Source organism: Nocardia harenae NBRC 108248 (assembly GCF_001612885.1).
In the GTDB taxonomy this organism is placed as follows: Bacteria; Actinomycetota; Actinomycetes; order Mycobacteriales; family Mycobacteriaceae; genus Nocardia; species Nocardia harenae.
Genome location: NZ_BDBH01000010.1, coordinates 39,292 through 60,126 on the forward strand (window position 1 = coordinate 39,292; position 20,835 = coordinate 60,126).

The window sequence follows — 20,835 nt, forward strand, 5'->3', positions numbered from 1 at the left end:
GGAGGGGAGTTCCGATGACGCGCGCGCTGGCGTGGCTGCGCAACAACGTCGATGGGCTCGTGGCGCTGGTGCTGGCGTTCATCGTCGGCATGCTGGCGGTGCTGGATCTGATCGATGTGGACAGCGTCAATGCCGTTGTGCTGCTGGTGCTCGGCCTGCTGGCCGGCACGCTGCTGCGCGACCGGCACCTCTCCGCGCAGGCGGTGCGGGACGCCTCCTCGGTGCAGCTGCTGTACGGCTCGGCCATCGGGCACGCGCACACGCTGGCCCGCGGCGGCACCGAGCAGTGGATCTTCAAGGGCGGCACCGGAACCTACATCCGCGCCGTCACGCTGCGCTCCTGCGTGGAGAACGCCAGGCGCGAGCAGCGGCCGCTGCGCATGCAGCTGGAGATCCTCGATCCCTCCGACGAGCAGCTCTGCAAGACCTACGCCCAGTTCCGCACCTCGCTGACCCCGGAGGGCGACCGCACCGGCGAAGCATGGACCACCGACCGCACCCGGCGCGAGGCCTTCGCCACCGTGCTCGCGGCCTGCTGGTACCGGCAGCGGTTCACCTTCCTCACCATCGGCGTCGGGCTCTCCAAGGTGATGTCGACCTTCCGCTGGGATCTCTCGTCCAGCTGCGTGATCGTCACCCAGGAGAGCACCAACTCGCCCGCGCTCATGTTCGAGCGGGACAAGCCCTACTACCGCGACCTGAGCCGGGAGCTGGTGGCCAGCTTCAAGCAGGCGCGGGAGGTGGAGCTGAGCCGCGCCGACACCGTCCCGCTGGCCGACGAACCCTCGGTGGACCAGGTGCGCAGGCTCTTCGACGCGCTCGCGCTGCCGCTACCCGCCACCTTCACCGACCGCGATGTCGCCGACATCGTGCGCCGCGCCCTGCAGCCGAGGAACCCGTACTGATCGACGCCCGCTGAACCCGTGAGTCCCGCCATGGAGAGCATCGCCCCGCACCCCGATTCCGACTACCGCCGGCTGCAACTGCTGCTGCAGGGCGGCCGCCCGCACGCCGTGCGCAGCTGGGCTGCCGGTTACCTGGCCGCGGTGCTCACCGGCGATCGGCAGGCGTACGCGGTGCGCCACCCGCTCGGCTTCGTCTGCTTCCCGGTGTTCCGGGAAGACGGCCACGGGGTCTGCCTGCACGTGTGGACCGCGGGGGTCGACGCCTCCTCGACCACGTCGGCGATCCACGCGCACAGCTGGGACCTGGTGAGCACGGTGCTCTACGGTGAGGTGGGTAACGAGGTGGTGGAGATCGACGCGGGCGGTGTTGCGCCCACCCACCGGCTGTACGAAATCCACAGCGGACGCGATGGCGACCAGGTGCGCGGGACGGACCGCATGGTTTCGTATCGCCGCAGGTCGCGGGAGTTCTTCCGGCGCGGCGACGTGTACGACCTGCCGCACGGTGTATTCCATGTATCGGAGGTGGGCGGCGAGGCCGCCACGGTCGCGCTCGGCCGGGATCGGCACGGCAGGCCGGACCTGTCGCTCGCCCCGCCGCACGTCCACGACCACCGGGTGCACCGGACCGTGCGCACCCCCGAGGAGACCCGTCGGGTGGCCGGACTGGTTCTGGCCCGGCTGCGCGACGACGCCACCGCCGACCGGGAGGCCCGATGAACGACACTGGTGCGACGGTCGACCGGACCCGGCCGGGCGAGCGGAGGCGGAGCCATGCGAACACGTGAGGCGGTACCCGGCCGGAGCAGGGCGGGCGGCTTCGCAGCGCCGACGGTGAGCGCGGTCGCGGTCGCCGCGGCCCGGGTCGCCGTGGCGGCCGCCGAGGAGGCGGGCGCGGTGATCAGGGCGGGGCTGCACGGCGCGCTCGGCATCAGCGTCAAGGACGCGGGCGGCGACCTGGTGACCGAGCTCGACCTGCGCGCCGAGCGGATCATCCTGGACCGCATTCGCGGCGCCTTTCCCGGGCACCGGGTGCTGGCCGAGGAATCCGGGCTGCTCGAGGGCGTCGACGCCGACTGGACCTGGGTGGTCGACCCGCTGGACGGCACCAACAACATCGCCATCGGGCTGCCGGTCTGCACCGTCGGCATCGCGCTCTGCCACCGCGGCACCCCGGTGCTCGGCGTGGTGCACGAACCGGTCGCGGGCCACACCTGGTCGGCGATCCGGGGGCGGGGGGCGTACGGCCCGGACGGCCGGCTGCGCTGCGGCAGCGGCCCCGCGGCCGGGTCCGGGCCGGTGCTCGCCTGGTTGCAGGGGTATCCGATCCGGCGCAGCGACCCCGCCGCGCGGGCGCTGCGGCTGACGCTGGAGGCCGGTGCCCGCAGGCTCATCCAGCTCTGGTCGCCGCTGCTGTGCTGGATCATGCTGAGCCGCGGTGATATCGACGGCTTCGTCGGGTACGGCGCGGGCCAGATCGACCTGCCCGCGGGCACGCTCATCGCGCGTGAGGCCGGGGTGCGGATCGTCGGCTTCGACGGCGCGCCGCTCACCGAGCACATCACCCCGGCCGGGGGCGCGATCGACTTCGTCGCGGCCCGCCCCGAGGTGCTGCCCGCGCTGGCCGGGCTGGTGGAGTCGGCGGCCGCGGTGCGGGTGAGCGGACTCCCGGGCTGAGGGGCGGGGTGGCCGAGACCGGAGCGGCGACCGCGCTGGGGCGGGGCTGTCCGGCAATCGGCTGCGGGTCGATGACCGAGCTGGGGCGGGGCTGTCCGGCGATCGGTCGCGGGTCGATGACCGGGCCGGGACGTGCCCTCAGGCGGTCAGCACCAGGGCGGTGACGGCGCCGCCGGTGGCGAGCGCCGCGAGCACCAGCCCGGTGAGCACGAACCGGCGCATGGGCACCGCGACCCCGTGCGCCCGGCAGAACTCCAGGCAGAGCAGCGTGGCCAGCGAGCCCCACGGCGTCACGATCGGGGCCACGTTGGTGCCGATGAGCAGCGCGAGCAGCTGGGTCTTGTTCTCCACCGGCACCACCGCCTCGCCCGCGGTGTACGCGGGCAGGTTGTTGGCGATATTGGACAGCCCGGCGCCCGCCGCCGCGGCCCGGAAGGCGCCTGCCGCATCGGAATCGGTGCCGATCAGCGCGCCCATGAGCTCGCCGAGGCCGAATCGGCTCAGCGTCGGCACCACCAGGAAGAGCCCGACCACGAAGACCAGCAGCCGCCACGGCAGCAGTGACCAGCGCAGCGCGGCGCGGTCCCAGACCGCGAAGGCGGCCACCGCGAGCGCGGCCGCCAGTACCGCCGCGATCCCGATCCGCTCGCCGAGGAGCGGGATCGCCGCCACGAAGAGCAGGCAGGCGGCGGAGGTGGCGATCAGCAGGGCGCGGTCGCGCGGGCCGTCCAGCCGGACCGGCTCCGGTGGTAGGTAGGCGTCGGCGTCGCGGTGCGCCCGCCGCCAGTAGAACCACCACAGGCAGAGCGCCGTCGCCGCCAGCGCGACCAGCTGCGGCAGCGCCATCACCGCGGCGAACTCCACGGCGCTCAGGTCGATCCGCTCGGCGGCGAGCAGGTTGGTGAGGTTGGAGACCGGGAGCAGCAGGCTGGCGGTATTGGCCAGCCAGAGCGTGGTCATGGCGAGCGGCAGCGGCGGGATCCGGGCCGGTCCGGCCAGCGCCAGCATGACCGGGGTGAGCAGCACCGCGGTGGTGTCCAGGTTCAGCAGGATGGTAGTGCCCGCCGCGAACACCACGCAGAGCGCGAAGAGCGCGGGGTAGCGGCCCCGGCCGACGATGGCGAGCCGGTGCGCGATGACGTCGAAGACCCTGGCCCGCCTGGTCAGCTCGGCCAGCACGATCACGCTGCCGAGGAAGAGCAGCAGCGGGCCGATGCGGCGCATATTGTCCGCCGCCTCGGCGCGCGGCAGCAGCCCGGTGACGACGCAGAGCACGCCGGCCACCAGCAGCCCGATCCGCAGGCGATCCAGGGTGGAGAACGTGCGTGGCGAGGGGGATTCGACCGGCTCGGGCACGACCCCATCATGGCAGTAATCGTCTGCGGGACATGTCCATCGGGTGGGCCATACTGTCGGGTGTGACGGATCAGGGGCGGGCACGGGACTTCTTCGTCAGTTACTCGCCGGCGGACGAGCGCTGGGCGACCTGGCTGGCCTGGCAGCTGGAGGCGACCGGGTACAGCACGCTCATCCAGGCGTGGGATTTCGTGCCCGGCACCAACTTCATCGACTTCATGGACCGCGGCGTGCGGGATTCCTCGGTGATGCTGGCACTGCTCTCCGAGCACTACCTGGCCTCCCGGTACGGGACCATGGAGTGGCAGGCGGCCATGCGCACCGACCCCGGCAAGCTCATCCCGGTCCGGATCGGGGAGTGCGCGCCGGAGGGGCTGCTCGCCACGCTCACCTGGATCGATCTGCTCGGCGTCACCGATGCGGAGCGGGCCCGCGCGGTGCTCTTCGACCGGGTGCGGCAGGTGCTGGCCGGGCGGAACAAGCCCGCCGCCGCGCCCGGCTTCCCGGTCGGGCGCTACGACGACCGGCACTTCCCCGAGCTCGAGCGGGTCGCGGCGGCGGCCGCCGAGCGCGCCAACCGGCACGTCCCGGTGGCGGAGCCGGGTTTTCCCGGCGCGCCAGGCGGGGCGCCGCGGCAGCCGGGCGTGAGCGTGCTGCACATCGCGGGGCCGCGCTTCGGCCGCGGCCTGCTCGGCGACGAACCCGGCACCGCCCGCGACCTGCAATCCCGGATCTGGGCGAATGTGACGCACGCGGTGGACGCGGGGGTGCCCGCGCCGGAACTGCTGCTGGTCTCCGGCGATCTCACCGAGTCCGGCAAACCCAAGGAGGCGGACGAGGCGCTCGCCTTCCTCACCGGGCTCCGGGTGCTCCTCGGCCTGGAGCCGGACCGGATCGCCGTCGTGCCAGGCAATCACGACGTCTCGAAGGCCGCCTGCCACGCCTACTTCCTGAACTGCGAGGCCCGCGACCGCACCCCGCAGCCGCCGTACTTCCCGAAGCTGGAGCAGTTCACCCGGCTCTTCGGCGAGCTGTACCAGGGGCTGGAGCACCTGGTCTTCGACGTCGGGCAGCCGTGGACGCTGTTCCCGATCCCGGCGCTGCGGGTGGTGGTGGCCGGGCTCGACTCCACTATGGCCGCCACCCACCTGCCCGAGGACGACCACGGGCTGCTCGGCGAGGTGCAGGCGGCCTGGTTCGCGGAGCGGCTGCGCGCCTTCGAGAACGACGGTTGGCTGCGGATCGGGCTGCTGCGGCACGACCCGCTGCCCGGCCCCGGTGGCGACCCGCGCGACCCCGCACTGCTGCACGACGTGCCGGTGCTGAGCAGGCTGCTCGGCAACCGGCTCAACCTGCTGCTGCACGGGCCCGGCCCCGGCGGCGTGCTCGCCGACCGGCTGGACGGCGTGCTGCCGGTGCTGCCCGCCGCCGCGCCCGGCGCCGCGGAGATCCTGCACATCACCGCGGACGGCGTCGCCCGCTACCCGGCCGGCGCCACGGAGCCCGCGGCGCTGGTCCCGGTCGAGTTCACCGGGGCCGCCGCCGCGCTCACCGCGGCCGAGACCACGGCGCTCCCGGCGCCGCCCGCCGAGGACCCGGCGCTCGACCCGCACGACCGGCTGCTGGCCAGGGTCGCCGAGGTGGTCGAGGCCAGGTATCCGGGGGCCACCGTGCGCCGGGTGGCGGCGGTGCCGCCGCACCTGCTGGTGACCAGGGACGCGGACGGCGTCACGGTGCAGTCCCGGGTGGCGGTGCACGTCGGCGAGGTGACCGGCGAGGTGGTGGACGCGGTGCTCGCGCACGAGCCGGGGTTCGGCTCCGAGCTGGTGTACCGGGGGGCGCCGCCGCCGCGCTCGCTGCGCGAGCGGGCCGCCGGGTACGGGCTGCGGGTGCGCAGCTTCAGCGAGTTCCAGGGGCTGCTCGACCTGGACGACTACCTGACCGGGCAGGCCGCCCGGCTGCGCACCGACCACCGCTACCCGCCGGAGCTGTACGTGCCGCAGCGCTTCCGGGTGCTCGACCACGGCGACCAGCGGGTCGAGGACGACCTGGTGGCCGAGCTGCTCCGCGTGGTCGCCGCCGACCAGGGCCGGTTCGTGCTCGTGCTCGGCGACTTCGGGCGCGGCAAGACCTTCGCGCTGCGCGAGCTGGCCCGCCGGATCACCGAGACCATGCCCGCGCTGGTGCCGATCCTGGTGGAGCTGCGGCACCTGGACAAGACGCACTCGGTGGACGCCCTTGTCGCCGCGCACCTGGCCAACCACGGCGAGGATCGGATCGACCTGAAGGCGCTGCGCTACATGCTCGCCGAGGGCCGGGTGGTGCTGCTCTTCGACGGCTTCGACGAGCTGGTGAACCGGATCAGCTACGAGTTCGCCGCCGACCACCTGGAGACGCTGCTGCGCGCCGCCGAGGGCAAGGCCAAGATCGTGGTGGCCGCGCGCACCCAGCACTTCGCCTCGCGCGCGCAGGTGCTCACCGCGCTCGGCGAGCGGGTCGGGGCGCTGCGCGAGCGGCGCATCTTCGGCATCGAGGAGTTCGGCCCGGCGCAGATCCAGGCCTTCCTGGCCAATCGGTACGGCGGCGACACCGCGCGCGCCGAGGCCAGGATGCGGCTGCTCACCGGGATCGAGGACCTGCTCGGGCTGGCCCGCAACCCGCGCATGCTCAGCTTCATCGCCGATCTGGACGACCGCCGGCTGCGGGCCGCGGCGGGGGCGCGGCAGGCGGTCGGCGCGGCCGGGCTCTACCGGGAGATCCTCGAGTTCTGGCTCTCCTACGAGGCGGAGCGAGCGAGTGGCGGCCCCGGCGCGCAGCCGGGGCTGCGGCTGGCCGAGATGTGGCAGGCCATCACCGCGTTCGCGCTGCGGGTCTGGGAGACCGGCGAGCCGTACCTGCGCCGCGCCGAGCTCACCGACGTGGCGCGCGAGCTGGTGGAGCTGGTCGGGCCGCAGCGGCTCTCCATCCCGCAGTCGGCGCACGCCATCGGCTCCGGCAGCCTGCTGGTGCGCACCGAGGAGGACCTGTTCGGCTTCATCCACGCCTCGGTGGCGGAGTGGCTGGTGGCCGATCACATCGCGGACCGGTTCCGCGGCGGCGACCGCACCCCGCCGCAGCTGGCGCAGGCGCTGCTCTCCCCGCTCTCGGTGGACTTCCTCTGCGACCTCACCGACGCCCGCTCGCTGCGCGAGTGGGCCGAGGTGGTGCTGGCCGAGCCGGACGCCGACGAGGTGCTGCGCACCAACGCCATCCGGGTGACCACCCGGCTGCGCACCTCGCGCTCGGCCGACCTGCGCGGCGCGGTGCTCGCGGGCGAGGACCTCTCCTACCGCGACCTGCGCGAGGTCGACCTGACCGGCGCCGACCTGACCGGCGCCCGGCTGGTCGGCACCGACCTGCGCGGCGCGGTGCTGCGCGATGCCAGGCTGGTCGGGGCCAGGCTGGACGAGGCCGACCTGACCGGCGCCGATCTCGGCGGCGCCGACCTGAGCCGGGCCCGGCTCACCCGCACCGACCTGACCGGCGCGCGCACCGACGGCGCGCACTGGCTGCGCACCGCGCTGCTCGCGGTGACCGGCGCCCCGGCCGGGCTGGACCGGCTCGGCGCCGCGGTGGTGCCGGGGAGCGGGGCCATCACCGAGTTCGCGCCCGCCGCGCTCGGCGTCCGGCACGGCTTCCACGCCAGGCACGGCAGGCTGCCGCAGCCCATCGCCTATAGCCCGGACGGCGGCACCATCGCCATCGGCAGCGACGACGGCGGCGTGCACCTCTACGACGCCGACACCGCCCGCCCGCTGCGCACCCTGCAGGGACACCGGGCCCGCACCTTCGCCGTGCTCTACGCGGGATCGCTGCTGATCAGCGGCTCCGGCGACGGCAATGTCGGGCTCTGGGACCCGGGGACGGGGGAGAGCAGGAACATCCTGCGCGGCCATCGCGACTGGGCCTGGCCGGTGGTGGCGGGCGACGGGCTGCTCGCCACCGGCGACGCGGAGGGCGTGCTGCGGGTCTGGTCGCTGCCCGGCGGCGACCTGCGGCACGAGACCGAGCCCGCGGGGCCGGGCGAGCTGATCTACACCCTCGCCGTGCACGGCTCCCGGCTGGCCGCCGGGTACCGGGACGGCACGGTCCGGGTCTGGGATGCCGGGACCGGCGCCGAGCTGCACCGCTTCACCGCCGCGAGCGGCGCGGTCTACCGGCTCGCCTTCGACCCCACCGGCACCGTGCTCGCCATCGGCGGCGGCCGCGGCGCGCTTGCACTGTGGAATCCGGCGACCGGGCTGCACGAGCTGGCCGGGCACACCGGCGCCGTCTACACGCTGGCCTTTCACCCGGCCCGGCCACTGCTCGCCTCCGGCGACACCGACGGGGTGATCCGGCTGTGGGACACCGCGACCGGCGCACTCGCGCACACCGCGTCCGACCACGCCGCCGCGCTGTACTGGGTCGCCTTCGACCACGCCGGTGACCTGCTCGCCTCCGCCGACAGCGCGGGCGTGGTCTGCGTGCGCGACGCCGACACCGCGGTCACCAGGCACCGGCTCACCGCGCACACCGGGTCGGTGTGGCCCTTCGCCTTCCGGCCCGGCGGCGGCCAGCTGGCCGTGACCGACGACCAGTTCACCACCCGGCTCTGGGATCCGGGCACCGGCCACTGCAGGCACACCCTCGCCGGGCACGGTCGCAGCATCCGCACCGTCGCCTTCAACGCCGACAGCAGCCTGCTCGCCGCCTGCGGCAACGACGGCAGCGTCCGGCTCTGGGATCCGGTGACCGGCGCCGCCGGGCGCAGGCTGGTCGGCAGCGAGGACCGGCTGGTCACCTACGAATCGGCGGCGTTCGTCCCCGGCAGGCCGCAGACCCTGGCCACCGTGGGCAACGACGGCAGGCTCAGCATGCTCGACCTCGGCACCGACCTCTACGACCGGCACCTCGGGGTGGACGCCGCGCCCATCTGGGCCAGCGCCTTCGACCCCACCGGCGCGCTGCTCGCCACCGCCAACGACGACGACACCGTGGTGCTCTGGCGGCGCACCACCGGCGCCCAGTACCTGGTGTGCCGGGAGCACCGCGGCCGGGTGCGCTCCATCGCCTTCGACGCCGCCGGGACGCTCATGGCCACCGGCTGCGACGACTCCGTGGTCCGGGTCTGGGACGTGCACTCCGGGGAGTTGCTGCGCAGCCTGCGCGGCCACACCGACCGGGTCTATGCCGTCGCCTTCCACGGTACCGCGGTGATCAGCGCCTCCTGGGATACCACCGCGCGGATCTGGGATCTCGGCACCGGCGCGCTCCGGCACGAGCTGACCAGGCACAGCGACCGGCTCTGGACCGCCGCCGCCGACCCGGTCACCGGCCTGCTCGCCACCGCGGGGGACGACCTGGTGGTCCGGCTCTGGGACGTCGCCACCGGCAAGCACCTGCACACCCTCGAGGGGCACCGCCGCCGGGTCTGGTCGGTCACCTTCGACCCCGCCGGAAAACTGCTGGCCGGTGGCGGCGACGACGGCACCGTGCTGCTCTGGGACCTCGCCGACCCCGGCGTGCCGCGGATCAGGGCGGCGCTGCTCGGGCTGCCGGAGGGCTGGGCCGCGCTGGCGCCGGACGGCCGGTACAAGGTCTCCGGCGATACCGGCGGGCAGTTCTGGCACGTCGTCGGCACCACCCGGTTCGAGACCGGCGAACTGGACGCGCAGCTCCCGGAGATTCGCAGGTTGGCGCCGGACGAGCCGTTCTGACCGATACCCTGAGAGACGGATACTCTGATCGTTGCACGGGCCCCGACACGAGGAGAGAACACCGACATGGTCGCGATCGACAGCGCCGCCACCGCAGCCGCCGAGCTGGCGCTGCTGCAGCAGTCCGGCGCCACCCCCGAGCAGGCATGGGCGCTCTTCGACGGCCTGCCGCCCGCCCGCACCGACGAGGTCACGCTCGGCCGCTGGCAGGGTTCGGAGCTGGACACCGGGCACCCGTTCGCCGGTGTGCTCGCCGCCTCCGGCTGGTACGGCAAGCAGTTCGACGGCCCCGAGCAGGTGCACCCGCTGCTCTTCGCCGACTCCACCGGCGCCGTCTTCCCGGTCGACCCGCGCCGCGTCCCGCTGACCCTCACCGACAAGGTGCCGCTCGCCGGGGTCCGGCTGATCAACAGGGCGCTGCCGGTGCTCGGGATCGCGCTGCGCACCCGCAAGTACACCGCGCGGCTGCGCGATATCGAGTACCGCGGCGCGGTGAGCGTCGCCATGGTCTACGACCACCTGCCGATCATCGATCACTTCCGGCGCGTCGACGAGCACACCCTGCTCGGCATCATGGACATGCGCGAGATGGCCGAGCCGTACTTCTTCGTGCTGAAGCGCTGACGGGTCGGGGCCGCGACTAGCTCGGCTCCTCCGCGAGGATGGCGGCGAAGCGCTCGTCGGCGCGGTCGAGCTGGGCGGCGATGTACTCCTTGACGTGCGCGGCGAGCGGCGTGTCGGGGCGGCGGAGCAGCTCGCGGTAGACGGCGGTGAGCGGGGCGTACTTGCGGGCCAGCCGGGGCATGACCGGGCCGGTGGCGTAGAGGATGCCGACCCCGTTGTCGGTGAAGTCGGAGAGCTTGACCACCCGGCCCCAGGGGGAGTGGTCGAGGCTCGCCGCGATGTGCTCGCGGTAGCGGCGGTGCCGGTGGGCGACATCCGACGACTCGGCGGGGTCGCGCTCCTGATTCGTCACCGCGGCGACGATCTCCGCCACCCGCGCGCCGAACCGCTCGCTCAGCAGGGCGAGCGCGGCGGTGCGCGGCTCGGCGCCCGAATCCCCGTGCAGCGCGGCCAGTTCCGGCGCGTGGTCCTCGACGGCGTCGTGCAGCAGCCCGGCGATCACCGGGACGGCGTCGCGCACCTCGTAGTGGCTGACGATCCGGATCGCCACCCGCAGCAGGTGGCTGAGGTACGGCTCGCGGCCGTACCTGTCGTCGCGGTGCAGCTCGGCGGCGAGGTCGAGCGCGGCGAGCACGTCGGCGCGGCCGGGCAGCTCCGCCACCTCGTGGCGCAGCCGCTCGCGGAGCCCCTCCTCGCCGTAGACCTCGCTGATGGTGTGCAGCGGCATCACGGCGAGTACCCCCGCCTCCGGTGTGCCCATGCGAGCAATCTATCCCGGCGGGCCGGGCGCGGCCGACCGAGCGCCGGTCAGCGCACCCCGCGCGGCCGGAACTGCACGCTGATCCGCGGCCCGGCCGGGCGCCTGGTCTTCGGCACCGCGTGCTCCCAGGTGCGCTGGCAGGAGCCGCCCATGACCAGCAGGTCGCCGTGGCCGACGTGGTAGCGCAGGCTCGCGCCGCCGCCGCGGGGGCGCAGCAGCAGCGCGCGCGGCGCGCCGAGCGAGACGATGGCGACCATGGTGTCGTGCGTGGCGCCGCGGCCGATGGTGTCGCCGTGCCAGGCCACGCTGTCCCGGCCGTCGCGGTACCAGCACAGCCCGGCGGTGCGGAACGGCTCGCCGAGCTCGGGGCCGTAGTGCGCGGAGAGCGCGTCCCGCGCGGTCGTCAGGATCGGGTCGGGGAGCGGGTCCCGCTCGCCGTAGAAACTCAGCAGCCGCGGCACGTCGACCACCCGGTCGTACATGGGCCGTCGCTCGGCCTGCCACGGCACCGTGGCCGCGAGCCGGTCGAAGAGCGCCTCGCCGCCGGAGAGCCAGCCGGCCAGCAGGTCGACCCAGGCGCCTCCGCCCAGCTCGGTGCGGCGCAGCGCGGCGAGCTCGCCGAGCCCGGGCGCGGGCGACTGGTCGAAGAGCGAACCCTGCAGGGCGGTCATCGGAGCGACTCTACAGATACTCGAACACCTGTGCTATAGCAGGTTCGGGCGTGGCCGACCTCACATCGCGATACCGCTGGTGAAGGGCACCTTCGCGGCGCTGCTACGCTCCTTCCTCGGTAAGACATCCTTTAACGGACCGTCCGGTGAGGCGGGGAAGGAGGTCGGCATGGTCGTGCCCGACGACAAGTCCGAGCGGCACTCGGCCGATCGGCTCGCAGGCGCTCGCGAGCTGCTCTCGGCCGCCGACGTGGGGCGCACCGTCGCCCGCATGGCGCACCAGATCATCGAGAAGACCGCGTTGGACTCCGGCGGGCCGGAGGCCCCGCGCGTGGTCCTGATCGGCATCCCGACCCGCGGCACCACGCTCGCGGCCCGGCTCACCGACCGGATCGAGGAGTTCACCGGCGTCCGCCCCGCGCTCGGCTCCCTCGACATCACGCTCTACCGGGACGATCTGCGCTCGCGGCCGCACCGGCCGCTGGAGCGCACCTCGGTGCCGGACGGCGGCATCGACGACGCGCTGGTCGTGCTCGTCGACGACGTGCTGTTCTCCGGCCGCACCGTGCGCTCGGCGCTGGACGGGCTGCGCGACCTCGGCCGCCCACGTGCCGTGCAACTCGCGGTGTTGATCGACCGCGGCCACCGGGAGCTGCCGATCCGCGCCGACTACGTGGGCAAGAACGTGCCGACCAACCGCGCGGAGGACATCTCGGTGCTGCTCACCGAACACGACGCCCGCGACGGCGTCTACCTGCACCACGAGGAGGAGGCCTGATGCGACACCTGCTGACGGTCGCCGACCTGGACCTGGTGGCCGCCACCGAGCTGCTCGACGAGGCCGAGCGGTTCGAGCAGGCGCTGCTCGGCCGCGAGGTGCGCAAGCTGCCGACGCTGCGCGGCCGCACCGTGATGACGGTGTTCTACGAGAACTCCACCCGCACCAGGGTCTCCTTCGAGGTCGCGGGGAAGTGGATGAGCGCCGACGTGATCAATGTGAGCGCGAGCAGCTCCTCGGTCGCCAAGGGCGAGTCGCTGCGCGACACCGCGCTCACCCTGCACGCGGCGGGCGCGGACGCGCTGGTGGTCCGGCACCCGGCCTCCGGCGCCGCGCACCAGATCGCGCGCTGGCTGGACGCCTGGGCGGTGGCCGAGGGCAGGCCGGGCGGGCCCGCGGTGGTGAACGCCGGTGACGGCACCCACCAGCACCCGACCCAGGCGCTGCTCGACGCGCTCACGCTGCGTCAGCGGCTCGGCGACATCGCGGGCAGGCGGGTGCTGATCGTCGGCGACATCCTGCACAGCCGGGTGGCCCGCTCGAACGTGCTGCTGCTGCACACCCTCGGCGCCGAGGTGGTGCTGGTCGCACCGCGGACGCTGCTTCCGGTCGGCGTGGAGTCCTGGCCCGCCCGCGTCTCGCACGCGCTCGACGCGGAGCTGCCCGGCGCCGACGCGGTGCTCATGCTGCGGGTGCAGGCGGAGCGGATGAACGGCGGCTTCTTCCCGTCGGCGCGCGAGTACGCGATCCGGTACGGCCTCTCCGAGCGCAGGCTGGCGCTGCTCGACGAGGCCGCGGTGGTGCTGCACCCCGGGCCCATGCTGCGCGGTATGGAGATCGCCTCGCCGGTGGCCGACTCGAACCGGGCGGCGATCCTGCAACAGGTGACGAACGGAGTGCACGTGCGGATGGCGGTGCTGTTCCGGCTGCTGATCGGAACAAACGAGGCGGTCGCGGTATGACGGGGCTGCTGATCCAGGGGGCCCTGCTCTACGGCGAGGGCGAGCCGGTCGATGTGCTGATCGCGGACGGCGAGATCAGGGAGATCGGCGCCGATCTGGACGCCGGCGACGCCGAGATCCTGGCCGCGCACGGCCGGGTGCTGCTCCCCGGCTTCGTCGACCTGCACACCCACCTGCGCGAACCCGGCCGCGAGGACACCGAGACCATCGAGACCGGCTCCGCCGCCGCGGCGCTCGGCGGCTACACGGCGGTTTTCGCCATGGCCAATACCGATCCGGTGGCCGACTCCGTGGTCGTCACCGACCACGTCTTCCGGCGCGGCCGCGAGGTCGGGCTGGTCGACGTGCACCCGGTCGGCGCCGTCACCGTGGGGCTGAGGGGCGAGCGGCTCGCCGAGATGGGCACCATGGCGGCAGGCGAGGCCGGGGTCCGGGTCTTCTCCGACGACGGCCACTGCGTCGCCGACCCGCTGCTCATGCGCCGCGCGCTGGAGTACGCCAACTCGCTCGGCGTGCTCATCGCGCAGCACGCGGAGGAGCCGCGGCTCACCGTCGGCGCGGTCGCGCACGAGGGGCCGAACGCGGCCCGGCTCGGCCTGGCCGGCTGGCCGCGCGCCGCCGAGGAGTCGATCGTGGCGCGCGACGCCCTGCTCGCCAGGGACGCGGGCGCCAGGGTGCACATCTGCCACGCCTCCACCGCGGGCACCGTCGAGCTGCTGACCTGGGCCAAGGCGCAGGGCATCGCGATCACCGCCGAGGTGACCCCGCACCACCTGCTGCTCGACGACTCCCGGCTGGAAACCTACGACGCGGTGAACAAGGTGAACCCGCCGCTGCGCGAGAAGTCGGATGCCGCCGCGCTGCGGCAGGCGCTCGCCGACGGCGTGGTCGACTGCGTCGCCACCGACCACGCGCCGCACGCCGAGCAGGACAAGTGCTGCGAGTTCGCGGCCGCCCGCCCCGGCATGCTCGGGCTGGAGACCGCGCTCGCCATCGTCGCGCAGACCATGGTCGCCCCCGGGCTGCTGGACTGGCGCGGGGTGGCCCGGGTGATGAGCGAGAACCCGGCCCGGATCGTCGGGCTGGACGACCAGGGCCGCCCGATCGCCGTCGGCGAACCGGCCAACCTGGCCTTGGTCGACCCGGACGCGGAGTGGACCGTGCGCGGCCGGGAACTCGCCAGCATCGCGCAGAACACCCCGTTCGAGGAGATGACGTTCCGCGCGCGGGTCACCGCCACCGTGCTGCGCGGCCGGATCACCGCCCGTGACGGCGCGGTGCGAGCGGGAGGCCACTGATGGAACGCATCCTCTGGGTCGCCGGGCTGCTGCTGTGCTTCCTGCTCGGGCTGTACCTCATGTACCGCGGCTGGCAGAACCGGGCGAAGCGACAGGCCGAGCGGATCGGCGAGCTGTCCCCGGTCCCCGCCGAGCTCGGCGCCCAGCTGCTGGAGCCCACCACCGGGCTCTACCTGGGCAGCACCATCGCGCCCAGCTGGCAGGACCGGATCGCCGTCGGCGACCTCGGCTTCCGCGCCACCGCGGAGCTCACCCGCTTCGAGCACGGCATCCTGCTGGAGCGCGCGGGCGCGCCTGCCATCTGGATGCCGCAGGAATCGATCAGCGTGGTGCGCACCGAGCGCGGCCACGCGGGCAAGGTGATGACCGAGGGCGGCGTCCTGGTCGTGCGCTGGACGCTGCCGACCGGCACCGAGATCGACACCGGGTTCCGCGGCGACGACAAGACCGTGTATCCGGCCTGGACGGCAGCCCCGTCCCGGCCGACGACAGGAGACGACGAGGGATGACAGGACAGCAAGCGGCGCTGGTGCTGGAGGACGGCCGGATTTTCCGCGGCACCGCCTACGGCGCCGTCGGCCAGACGCTCGGGGAGGCGGTCTTCTGCACCGCCATGACCGGGTACCAGGAGACCCTCACCGACCCCAGCTACCACCGCCAGATCGTGGTGGCGACCGCCCCGCAGATCGGTAACACCGGCTGGAACGACGAGGACGACGAGTCCGGCCGGATCTGGGTCGCCGGGTACGCCGTGCGCGACCCCGCGCGCCGCGCCTCCAACTGGCGCGCCACCACCACGCTGCCGGAGGAGCTGGAGAAGCAGGACGTGGTCGGCATCGCGGGCATCGACACCCGCGCGCTGGTCCGGCACCTGCGCACCCGCGGCTCCATGAAGGCGGGCATCTTCTCCGGCCCCGCGCTGGCGGGCACCGACGAGCTGGTGGCCAGGGTCACCGGCCAGGGCTCCATGCTCGGCGCCGACCTCGCCGGCGAGGTGAGCACCGACGCCGTCTACACCATCGAGCCGGTCGGCGGGCACAAGCACACCGTGGTCGCGGTCGACCTCGGCATCAAGACCAACACCCCGCGCATGTTCGCCGAGCGCGGCATCCGGGTGCACGTGGTCCCGGCGGCCACCGCGCTGGAGCGCATCCTGGAGCTGAGCCCGGACGGCGTCTTCCTCTCCAACGGCCCCGGCGACCCGGCCACCCAGGACGGCGCGGTCGCGCTCACCCGGGGTGTGCTGGAGCGCGGGCTGCCGCTGTTCGGCATCTGCTTCGGCAACCAGATCCTGGGCCGGGCCCTCGGCCGCGGCACCTACAAGATGAAGTTCGGGCACCGCGGCATCAATATCCCGGTGGTCGAGCACGAGACCGGCCGCATCTCGATCACCGCGCAGAATCACGGCTTCGCGCTGGAAGGCGAGCGCGGCGAGGTGTTCGACACCCCCTTCGGCCGCGCGCAGATCAGCCACGTGTGCGCCAACGACGAGACCGTCGAGGGCGTCCGGCTGCTCGACGGCCGCGCCTTCTCGGTGCAGTACCACCCCGAGGCCGCCGCCGGCCCGCACGACGCCGCGTATCTCTTCGATCGGTTCGCCGGTCTGCTGGAAGGAGCCTGATATGCCTCGTCGCGAGGATCTGCAGCACATCCTGGTCATCGGCTCCGGCCCGATCGTCATCGGCCAGGCCTGCGAGTTCGACTACTCCGGCACCCAGGCCTGCCGGGTGCTGCGCGCCGAGGGGCTGCGCGTCTCGCTGGTGAACTCCAACCCGGCGACCATCATGACCGACCCCGAGTTCGCCGACTCCACCTACGTGGAGCCGATCACCGCGGAGTTCGTCGAGAAGGTCATCGCCAAGGAGCGCCCGGACGCCATCCTGGCCACCCTCGGCGGCCAGACCGCGCTGAACACCGCGGTCGCGCTGCACGAGCGCGGGGTGCTGGCGAAGTACGACGTCGAGCTGATCGGCGCCGACTTCGACGCCATCCAGCGCGGTGAGGACCGGCAGAAGTTCAAGGACATCGTCGCGAAGGTCGGCGGCGAGAGCGCCCGCTCCCGGGTCTGCTTCACCATGGACGAGGTCCGCGACACCGTCGCCGAGCTGGGCTTCCCGGTCGTGGTGCGGCCGTCGTTCACCATGGGCGGGCTCGGCTCCGGCATGGCCTACGACCACGCCGACCTGGACCGCATCGCCGGCGGCGGGCTCGCCGCCTCGCCCACCGCGAACGTCCTGATCGAGGAGTCCATCCTCGGCTGGAAGGAGTACGAGCTCGAGCTCATGCGCGACGGCCGCGACAATGTCGTCGTCGTCTGCTCGATCGAGAACGTCGACCCGATGGGCGTGCACACCGGCGACTCCATGACCGTCGCCCCGGCCATGACGCTCACCGACCGCGAGTACCAGAAGCTGCGCGACCTCGGCATCGCCATCCTGCGCGAGGTCGGCGTCGACACCGGCGGCTGCAATATCCAGTTCGCGGTGAACCCGGCCGACGGCAGGCTCATCGTGATCGAGATGAACCCGCGGGTCTCCCGCTCCTCGGCGCTGGCCTCCAAGGCCACCGGCTTCCCGATCGCCAAGATCGCCGCCAAGCTGGCCATCGGCTACACCCTGGACGAGATCGTCAACGACATCACCGGCGAGACGCCCGCCTGCTTCGAGCCGACGCTGGACTACGTGGTGGTCAAGGCGCCGCGCTTCGCCTTCGAGAAGTTCCCCGGCGCCGACGCCACCCTCACCACCACCATGAAGTCGGTGGGCGAGGCCATGTCGCTCGGCCGCAACTTCAGCGAGGCGCTCGGCAAGGTGCTGCGCTCGCTGGAGACGAAGGCCGCCGGCTTCTGGACCACCGAGGACGGCCGCTGGGCGCCGTCCGGCGAGGAGAGCGGAGCCGCGGCCGATTCGGATCGCGCCCGCTTCGCGGTCGAGCAGATCCTGGCCGACCTGCGGGTGCCGACCGAGGGCCGGATCTACCAGGTCGAGCGGGCACTGCGGTTCGGCGCGAGCATCGAGGAGGTGGCCGCGGCGTCCGGGATCGACCCGTGGTTCGTCGCCGAGGTGGCCGGGCTGGTCGAGCTGCGCGCCGAGCTGCTCGATGCCCCGGTGCTGGACGAGCCGCTGCTGCGCCGGGCCAAGTACAGCGGCCTCTCCGACCGGCAGCTGGCCGCGCTGCGCCCCGAACTGGCCGGCGAGACCGGGGTCAGGGTGCTGCGGCACCGGCTCGGCGTGCGCCCGGTGTTCAAGACCGTCGACACCTGCGCCGCCGAGTTCGAGGCCAAGACGCCGTACCACTACTCCGCCTACGAGCTCGACCCCGCCGCGGAGTCCGAGGTGGCGCCGCAGCGCGAGCGGGAGAAGGTCATCATCCTCGGCTCCGGCCCGAACCGGATCGGCCAGGGCATCGAGTTCGACTACTCCTGCGTGCACGCCGCGCAGACGCTCTCGGCCGCCGGGTACGAGACGGTGATGGTCAACTGCAACCCGGAGACCGTCTCCACCGACTACGACACCGCCGACCGGCTCTACTTCGAGCCGCTCACCTTCGAGGACGTGCTCGAGGTGTACGCCTCGGAGGCCGAGTCCGGCACCGTGGCCGGGGTGATCGTGCAGCTCGGCGGGCAGACCCCGCTCGGGCTGGCGCAGCGCCTCACCGACGCCGGGGTGCCGGTGGTCGGCACCAGCGCCGCCGCCATCGACCTGGCCGAGGATCGCGGCGAGTTCGGCGACGTGCTGGTCGCGGCCGGGCTGCCCGCGCCCAAGTACGGCACCGCCACCACCGTCGAGCAGGCCAAGAAGATCGCCGCCGGGATCGGCTACCCGGTGCTGGTGCGCCCCTCCTACGTGCTCGGCGGGCGCGGCATGGAGATCGTCTACGACGAGCAGGCGCTGGAGGGGTACATCTCCCGCGCCACCGAGCTGAACCCGGACCACCCGGTGCTCGTCGACCGCTTCCTCGAGGACGCCATCGAGATCGACGTGGACGCGCTCTGCGACGGCGAGGAGGTCTACCTCGGCGGCGTCATGGAGCACATCGAGGAGGCAGGCATCCACTCCGGCGACTCGGCCTGCGCGCTGCCCCCGATCACGCTCGGTCGCAGCGATATCGAGGCGGTGCGGCGCTCGACGGTCGCGCTGGCCAAGGGCATCGGGGTGCGCGGCCTGCTGAACGTGCAGTACGCGCTCAAGGACGACGTGCTCTACGTGCTGGAGGCCAATCCGCGCGCCAGCCGCACGGTGCCCTTCGTCTCCAAGGCCACCGCGGTGCCGCTGGCCAAGGCGGCGGCCAGGATCACCATGGGCGCCACCATCGCCGGGCTGCGCAAGGAGGGCATGCTGCCGCCGGAGGGCGACGGCGGGCACGTTCCGCTGGACGCGCCGGTCGCGGTGAAGGAGGCTGTACTGCCCTTCAACCGCTTCCGCCGCGCCGACGGCACCGGGGTGGACTCGCTGCTCTCGCCGGAGATGAAGTCCACCGGCGAGGTGATGGGGATCGACGCCGACTTCGGCACCGCCTTCGCCAAGAGCCAGACCGCCGCTTACGGCTCGCTGCCCACCGCGGGCACGGTCTTCGTCTCCATCGCCAACCGGGACAAGCGGGCCATGGTCTTCCCGGTCAAGCGGCTGCACGACCTGGGGTTCCGCATCCTCGCCACCGAGGGCACCGCGGAGATGCTGCGCCGCAACGGGATTCCCTGCGACCGGGTGCGCAAGCACTCGGAGAACACCGCCGACGCCACCGATTCGAGCCCCTCGGTCGTGGACCTGATCCGGGACGGCGAGGTCGACATGGTGTTCAACACCCCGTACGGCAATTCCGGGCCGCGGGTGGACGGCTACGAGATCCGCAGCGCGGCGGTCGGGGTGAACATCCCGTGCATCACCACCGTGCAGGGGGCCGCCGCGGCGGTGCAGGGCATCGAGGCCGCCATCAACGGCGGCATCGGGGTGCGCTCGCTGCAGGAGCTGCACTCGGTGCTGCGCGGATGACGGCGTTCGGCGAACGGCTCCGGCAGGCCACGCGGAAGTACGGCCCGGTCTGCGCGGGCATCGACCCGCACCCCGGCCTGCTCGGGGCGTGGGGGCTGACGCCGGACCCGGCCGGGCTCGCCGCCTTCACCGAGACCTGCGTCGAGGTGTACCGCGGGAACGTCGCGCTGGTGAAGCCGCAGGTCGCCTTCTTCGAGACCTACGGCTCGGCCGGGCTCGCGGTGCTGGAGCGCGCGATCGCCGAGCTCAGGGCGGCGGGCACGCTGGTGCTCGCCGACGCCAAGCGCGGCGACATCGGCTCCACCATGGCGGCCTACGCGCAGGCCTGGCTGGCCGACGGCCCGCTCGGCAGTGACGCGGTGACCCTCTCGCCCTACCTCGGCTTCGGCTCGCTGGAGCCCGCACTGGAGCTGGCGCTGGCCAACGATCGCGGCGTCTTCGTGCTGGCGGCCACCTCCAACCCGGAGGGGCCGCAGGTGCAGCGGGCCGTGACGGGGGAGCGGGCGGTCGCGCAGGCCATGGTGGACGAGGCGGCGGCGCGCAACGCAGGCGCCGCGGCGGGGTCGGTCGGTGTCGTCGTCGGCGCCACGCTGGAGCGCGCGCCCGATCTCACCGCGCTCGGCGGCCCGATCCTGATGCCGGGGATCGGCGCGCAGGGCGGCGGCCCCGAGTCGGTGCGCGCGCTGCTGGCCGCCGCCGTGCTGCCCGACGTCGTCCCCGCGGTCTCCAGGGAGCTGCTGCGCGCGGGGCCGTCGCCGCGGGCGCTGCGCAGCCGCCTGGCCGAGCTGCAGGACGCCTTCGGCTTCCTCGGCTGAGCCCCGCTGATCACCTCCCTCTCGCTGCCCGGGCGCGGATTCTCCGCGTCCGGGCACCACTTTTTCCACCGGCGGGTACGCGGTTCGCGGCCGGGAAGACCCGCGACACGCCGGAGTTCTTTGCTGGACACGCCGATATTTCTGAGAAAATTGCAGGTCGCGCGGGTGCCGTTTGCCCACTGCCGCGCTCCGGGTGTCGCTACCTCCACGCAAATTCCGGACATCGCCGCAAAGTCCCAGGTCGACGCGGGTTCGGCGAG

The 20,835-nt window shown here is 73.4% G+C and carries 15 protein-coding genes; 12 read left to right on the plus strand and 3 right to left on the minus strand.

Annotation, left to right across the window (positions count from 1 at the left end; genetic code table 11):
- The first annotated feature begins 14 nt into the window (after positions 1-14).
- From NH2_RS20890 to NH2_RS20900, 3 genes are read left to right on the plus strand one after another with little or no spacing between them, the layout of a single operon-like run.
- A complete protein-coding gene (locus NH2_RS20890; protein ID WP_067656959.1) occupies positions 15-905 on the plus strand; it encodes a hypothetical protein in 891 nt (296 codons plus the stop codon).
- A gap of 30 nt (positions 906-935) precedes the next feature.
- A complete protein-coding gene (locus NH2_RS20895) occupies positions 936-1,625 on the plus strand; it encodes a hypothetical protein (protein WP_067656962.1) in 690 nt (229 codons plus the stop codon).
- 54 nt (positions 1,626-1,679) lie between these two features.
- Positions 1,680-2,582 (plus strand): inositol monophosphatase family protein, encoded by a 903-nt coding sequence (locus NH2_RS20900; RefSeq protein WP_084505746.1) that lies wholly within the window; start codon positions 1,680-1,682, stop codon positions 2,580-2,582.
- 138 nt (positions 2,583-2,720) lie between these two features.
- On the opposite strand, the gene NH2_RS20905 is transcribed toward NH2_RS20900, so the two are convergent.
- Positions 2,721-3,938 (minus strand): ArsB/NhaD family transporter, encoded by a 1,218-nt coding sequence (locus NH2_RS20905; protein WP_067656967.1) that lies wholly within the window; start codon positions 3,936-3,938, stop codon positions 2,721-2,723.
- Positions 3,939-4,000: 62 nt separating this feature from the next.
- Between NH2_RS20905 and NH2_RS20910 the strand changes: the two genes are divergently transcribed.
- Positions 4,001-9,676 carry a TIR domain-containing protein gene (locus tag NH2_RS20910; protein WP_218021733.1) on the plus strand — a complete coding sequence of 1,892 codons (5,676 nt, stop codon included), beginning with the start codon at positions 4,001-4,003 and terminating at the stop codon, positions 9,674-9,676.
- A gap of 66 nt (positions 9,677-9,742) precedes the next feature.
- The gene (locus NH2_RS20915) at positions 9,743-10,300 is read left to right on the plus strand and encodes a DUF4334 domain-containing protein (RefSeq protein ID WP_067656973.1); all 558 of its coding nucleotides are present in this window, start codon (positions 9,743-9,745) and stop codon (positions 10,298-10,300) included.
- A 16-nt stretch (positions 10,301-10,316) separates the two neighbouring features.
- On the opposite strand, the gene NH2_RS20920 is transcribed toward NH2_RS20915, so the two are convergent.
- Together NH2_RS20920 and NH2_RS20925 are read right to left on the minus strand one after the other, a co-directional pair.
- Positions 10,317-11,060, minus strand: a complete 744-nt coding sequence (locus NH2_RS20920; RefSeq protein ID WP_067656977.1) for an HD domain-containing protein — start codon at positions 11,058-11,060, stop codon at positions 10,317-10,319.
- Between the two features lie 47 nt (positions 11,061-11,107).
- Positions 11,108-11,731 carry an alpha-ketoglutarate-dependent dioxygenase AlkB gene (locus NH2_RS20925; protein ID WP_067656980.1) on the minus strand — a complete coding sequence of 208 codons (624 nt, stop codon included), beginning with the start codon at positions 11,729-11,731 and terminating at the stop codon, positions 11,108-11,110.
- A 169-nt stretch (positions 11,732-11,900) separates the two neighbouring features.
- Here NH2_RS20925 and pyrR point away from each other — a divergent pair, with 169 nt between their 5' ends.
- The 7 genes from pyrR to pyrF are packed head-to-tail and all read left to right on the plus strand — an operon-like array spanning position 11,901 to position 20,575.
- Positions 11,901-12,509: a bifunctional pyr operon transcriptional regulator/uracil phosphoribosyltransferase PyrR gene (gene pyrR / locus NH2_RS20930; RefSeq protein WP_067656983.1), complete on the plus strand. Its 609-nt coding sequence runs from the start codon at positions 11,901-11,903 to the stop codon at positions 12,507-12,509.
- Positions 12,509-13,471: an aspartate carbamoyltransferase catalytic subunit gene (locus tag NH2_RS20935; RefSeq protein ID WP_067656986.1), complete on the plus strand. Its 963-nt coding sequence runs from the start codon at positions 12,509-12,511 to the stop codon at positions 13,469-13,471. The genes pyrR and NH2_RS20935 overlap by 1 nt, the downstream gene beginning before the upstream one ends.
- A complete protein-coding gene (locus tag NH2_RS20940; protein ID WP_067656989.1) occupies positions 13,468-14,769 on the plus strand; it encodes a dihydroorotase in 1,302 nt (433 codons plus the stop codon). The genes NH2_RS20935 and NH2_RS20940 overlap by 4 nt, the downstream gene beginning before the upstream one ends.
- On the plus strand, positions 14,769-15,278 hold the full coding sequence (locus tag NH2_RS20945) for a PH-like domain-containing protein (RefSeq protein WP_067656992.1): 510 nt from the start codon (positions 14,769-14,771) through the stop codon (positions 15,276-15,278). Before NH2_RS20940 ends, NH2_RS20945 begins: the two co-directional genes overlap by 1 nt.
- Positions 15,275-16,390, plus strand: a complete 1,116-nt coding sequence (gene carA / locus NH2_RS20950) for a glutamine-hydrolyzing carbamoyl-phosphate synthase small subunit (protein WP_067656995.1) — start codon at positions 15,275-15,277, stop codon at positions 16,388-16,390. The genes NH2_RS20945 and carA overlap by 4 nt, the downstream gene beginning before the upstream one ends.
- 1 nt (position 16,391) lies before the next feature.
- The gene (gene carB, locus NH2_RS20955) at positions 16,392-19,760 is read left to right on the plus strand and encodes a carbamoyl-phosphate synthase large subunit (protein WP_067656998.1); all 3,369 of its coding nucleotides are present in this window, start codon (positions 16,392-16,394) and stop codon (positions 19,758-19,760) included.
- Positions 19,757-20,575: an orotidine-5'-phosphate decarboxylase gene (gene pyrF, locus NH2_RS20960; RefSeq protein ID WP_067657001.1), complete on the plus strand. Its 819-nt coding sequence runs from the start codon at positions 19,757-19,759 to the stop codon at positions 20,573-20,575. The genes carB and pyrF overlap by 4 nt, the downstream gene beginning before the upstream one ends.
- Positions 20,576-20,835 lie beyond the last annotated feature (260 nt).

Bases quoted from the DNA above. Each gene is read 5' to 3' on its own strand.
- NH2_RS20890 (WP_067656959.1), top strand. From the start codon at position 15: ATGACGCGCGCGCTGGCGTGGCTGCGCAACAACGTCGATGGGCTCGTG.
- NH2_RS20895 (WP_067656962.1), top strand. From the start codon at position 936: ATGGAGAGCATCGCCCCGCACCCCGATTCCGACTACCGCCGGCTGCAA.
- NH2_RS20900 (WP_084505746.1), top strand. From the start codon at position 1,680: ATGCGAACACGTGAGGCGGTACCCGGCCGGAGCAGGGCGGGCGGCTTC.
- NH2_RS20915 (WP_067656973.1), top strand. From the start codon at position 9,743: ATGGTCGCGATCGACAGCGCCGCCACCGCAGCCGCCGAGCTGGCGCTG.
- NH2_RS20920 (WP_067656977.1), bottom strand. From the start codon at position 11,060: ATGGGCACACCGGAGGCGGGGGTACTCGCCGTGATGCCGCTGCACACC.
- NH2_RS20925 (WP_067656980.1), bottom strand. From the start codon at position 11,731: ATGACCGCCCTGCAGGGTTCGCTCTTCGACCAGTCGCCCGCGCCCGGG.
- pyrR (WP_067656983.1), top strand. From the start codon at position 11,901: ATGGTCGTGCCCGACGACAAGTCCGAGCGGCACTCGGCCGATCGGCTC.
- NH2_RS20935 (WP_067656986.1), top strand. From the start codon at position 12,509: ATGCGACACCTGCTGACGGTCGCCGACCTGGACCTGGTGGCCGCCACC.
- NH2_RS20940 (WP_067656989.1), top strand. From the start codon at position 13,468: ATGACGGGGCTGCTGATCCAGGGGGCCCTGCTCTACGGCGAGGGCGAG.
- NH2_RS20945 (WP_067656992.1), top strand. From the start codon at position 14,769: ATGGAACGCATCCTCTGGGTCGCCGGGCTGCTGCTGTGCTTCCTGCTC.
- carA (WP_067656995.1), top strand. From the start codon at position 15,275: ATGACAGGACAGCAAGCGGCGCTGGTGCTGGAGGACGGCCGGATTTTC.
- carB (WP_067656998.1), top strand. From the start codon at position 16,392: ATGCCTCGTCGCGAGGATCTGCAGCACATCCTGGTCATCGGCTCCGGC.
- pyrF (WP_067657001.1), top strand. From the start codon at position 19,757: ATGACGGCGTTCGGCGAACGGCTCCGGCAGGCCACGCGGAAGTACGGC.